This window comes from Salinicola salarius (assembly GCF_002179555.1).
In the GTDB taxonomy this organism is placed as follows: domain Bacteria; phylum Pseudomonadota; class Gammaproteobacteria; order Pseudomonadales; family Halomonadaceae; genus Salinicola; species Salinicola salarius_A.
In genome coordinates this window covers 1-2,588 of the sequence record NZ_NHOU01000087.1, presented here as the reverse complement: position 1 = coordinate 2,588, position 2,588 = coordinate 1, and the positions used below count along the sequence as shown (strand labels likewise).

At 56.4% G+C, this 2,588-nt stretch carries 4 protein-coding genes; 1 reads left to right on the top strand and 3 read right to left on the bottom strand.

What is annotated here, in order from left to right; all coding sequences use genetic code 11:
* Positions 1 to 416 precede the first annotated feature (416 nt).
* The gene (locus tag CCD76_RS19115) at positions 417 to 1,016 is read left to right on the top strand and encodes a YajG family lipoprotein (RefSeq protein ID WP_087721077.1); all 600 of its coding nucleotides are present in this window, start codon (positions 417 to 419) and stop codon (positions 1,014 to 1,016) included.
* Positions 1,017 to 1,210: 194 nt separating this feature from the next.
* Here CCD76_RS19115 and CCD76_RS19925 read toward each other — a convergent pair whose 3' ends face one another.
* From CCD76_RS19925 to CCD76_RS19100, 3 genes are all read right to left on the bottom strand, one after another.
* Positions 1,211 to 1,807 (bottom strand): hypothetical protein, encoded by a 597-nt coding sequence (locus tag CCD76_RS19925; protein WP_143543344.1) that lies wholly within the window; start codon positions 1,805 to 1,807, stop codon positions 1,211 to 1,213.
* 125 nt (positions 1,808 to 1,932) lie between these two features.
* On the bottom strand, positions 1,933 to 2,193 hold the full coding sequence (locus CCD76_RS19105; protein ID WP_087721075.1) for a hypothetical protein: 261 nt from the start codon (positions 2,191 to 2,193) through the stop codon (positions 1,933 to 1,935).
* A gap of 41 nt (positions 2,194 to 2,234) precedes the next feature.
* On the bottom strand, positions 2,235 to 2,588 hold a 354-nt coding region (locus tag CCD76_RS19100; RefSeq protein WP_218777088.1), incomplete at its 5' end, for a DUF4376 domain-containing protein.

Below are 2,588 nucleotides of genomic sequence, written 5' to 3'. Positions count from 1 at the left end.
GGTCCGAATTTCGGGGACCACTTCACTCATCACATTGGCCATCGAGAGTGGGAAAGCGGGTTGCTGCGCGCAGGGGCTCATGGTTTTCCGCGCGGCGCTTAGGCTCTAGCGGTGGGCGTTGTAGATTGAGGATCTACAACTTCCTCCATCGGCGACACGGACCACGACGGTGACGGGGGTGGAAATGGTACGGATGGCGCGCACGCCGTGGTGATGTTCGTCGAGTGCCATGGGGATTTCTGATCAGGGAAACGGGGCATTTCTGTTCAGGAATTCATGGTGTGGTGCCGATAGGGCTAGAGCGAGCGGTTGGCGTTGTAGAACGGAGCTCTACCACCCATGAGACTGTTGGGGGGCGAGCGTGGAACGGCTCGGAGCTCCGATATAAATCAAGTTCAAACACAAGTGGGGAATTCATGAAAGCATTTAGAATCTTGGTGTTAGTAGCAGGGCTGGCATTGCTTCATGGCTGCGGTGCCATTCCCGAGACGGAAAAGCTGGTATACGAGCCGCAAACGGATGTAGCTCCCATTCAGGGGGCAGATGGCGTTACGGTCAATGTTGACGTGGTGGACGATCGTGAAGACAAAAGCCGGATCAGCAGCAAAAAGTATAGCTATGGCGGTTTCGAGATGGCGTCAATACATAGCGAGGAGCCAGTAGAAAACGTCGTGCAATCGGCTATAGAGCAGGAGCTGCAAGCGAGGGGGTTTGTGGTCGATGCCGATGCGCCGCTAACGATCCACGGTGATATCGAAAAGCTCTACTCTGAGCTCCATTTGATTGATACCTTCTGGACGGGTAAGGCGGTAGGGGATTCCCAAATCGATTTCGTCATCGGTTCGAAAGATGGCGAGACGCTCTTTAGCAGGGTGATTTCTGTCCAGCCCGAATATAAGGGGCTGATGTATCAGTCTGGTGAGAACCTTGCTCGTCCCGTGGAATTGGCAATCGAAGAAACGATGGATCAACTCTTCGCTGATCCGGCTTTCATTGATGCTCTTCTAAATCAGTGAAACTCTTTTGCTGATTCACGACGAAGCCCGCCGCTTGGCGGGCTTTCTGATTCTGCCAATCCTTACCGTCCCAGCATAAGCCGTGGCCTGAGTCGCTTGGCTATGGTGCGCCATTCATCACGTGGCCGTAGAGGCTGGCCGCGGCGGGTGACTTTAAGGCTTTGAAGGACTGGTACAGCTGGCCCTGCTGAAAGTTATCTTCGGCTAGATCCTGGGGGATTGTTTCCCCGGCCACCGCCTGAAAGATTGCCGGTACGGGATGGCCAGTTGGGGTTCGAAGAAACATCGTCGTCTTCATCGCTGCCATTGGCATGAGCCGCGAATACAGAGGAAGGGTAACCACCAACACCGAAGTTGTAAGACATTCTCAAAATGCCTGCGGGGAAGATTCGGCGGCAAGCGGGTAGGGCATCATCGATCGCTTTTCGTATCCGCTCGGAACACCCCGGTGCGTCACCACAGCTGCTGGCGTGAATGCTGAGCGTCGAACCATAGATCGAGACATCGATTTCGTGATGGAAGTTGCGAGGCCACTCGTGTCTGGTCGCGTTCTCGAGAATATCCTTGATACGGGATGCCGCCCAGGAAGGCTCATTTTTGTGGCAAACGAGTCGAAAGGCGTAGGCGATGTCGTTTTCATCGAGTGAATGGAGTGCAGCATAGATCGCTGACATTGTCCGCCGGTTGTTTTTGTCAGACGTGATGACGTGGACCGTGTCAATGGTGACTTCCGGCACGGTGACGTTGGGTACCGAGGACTCGATGGCGTGCCTTATTCTTGATTCGTTCATGCCTGTTCCGGTCTTTGAAGAAGCTGAACCTGGAGTTTTACACGGTTACCGAACTGGCAAAAGCCCGCCGGGCGGCGGGCTTCGGTGTGTTGCGGTGATGTGCGTCAGATCGGTATCGGCGATAGTCAGAGCGCAGCGAGCAACAGCAGGCAGGCGATCAGCGGGGCGAGCCAGTCGAGCAGAGAATCCCGCGTCCAGCCCTTCGCGATGCCTTCCCACCATTTCACTGGCAGGGTTTCGCCCCAGGCCCAGCTGCGGTGGACGCCCAACTTGTACTCGTGCTGGGTGCATTCTCGAGCGATGAACCAGGTCACGGCGACGGCGAAGCCGATCAACACCGGGCTCTCGATGTGGAGCAGGGCGAGTAGCGCCGATAGGGCGACCATGATCAGCAGGGCGAACCCGACGTGTTCCTAGTTGTATCGGCTCATGCTTTTTCCTCGGTTGTGTGTTCGGTAGTGGCTTCGGCATCCCATGCGATCGCTGCGATGGCTTCGCGATCACCGGCAGCTTCAGCGGTGGCGATTGTATCCTTGAGCTGCCATGACCTAGCGAGCAGGCCTTGCTTGAACGCCTTGGCCGCGTCGGTCAGCGCGATCATCTGCTCGGGCGTGAGCGCGTAAACCGTGTTCGACTTCGTTCGCAGCGACATGACTGCGCCGATCTCGCCGGCGATGCGTAGATCACGCGCTTCGATCGCCAGACCTAGCAGGTTCGCTTCGTCCGCGTCTGCACTGTAGTGGTTCACTGAAACCGGACACCCATTTAGGTGGTATCGTCG

What these genes read in the sequence shown, in the direction of transcription:
- CCD76_RS19115 (WP_087721077.1), top strand. Translation starts at nt 417, where the DNA reads ATGAAAGCATTTAGAATCTTGGTGTTAGTAGCAGGGCTGGCATTGCTT.
- CCD76_RS19925 (WP_143543344.1), bottom strand. Translation starts at nt 1,807, where the DNA reads ATGAACGAATCAAGAATAAGGCACGCCATCGAGTCCTCGGTACCCAAC.
- CCD76_RS19105 (WP_087721075.1), bottom strand. Translation starts at nt 2,193, where the DNA reads ATGGTCGCCCTATCGGCGCTACTCGCCCTGCTCCACATCGAGAGCCCG.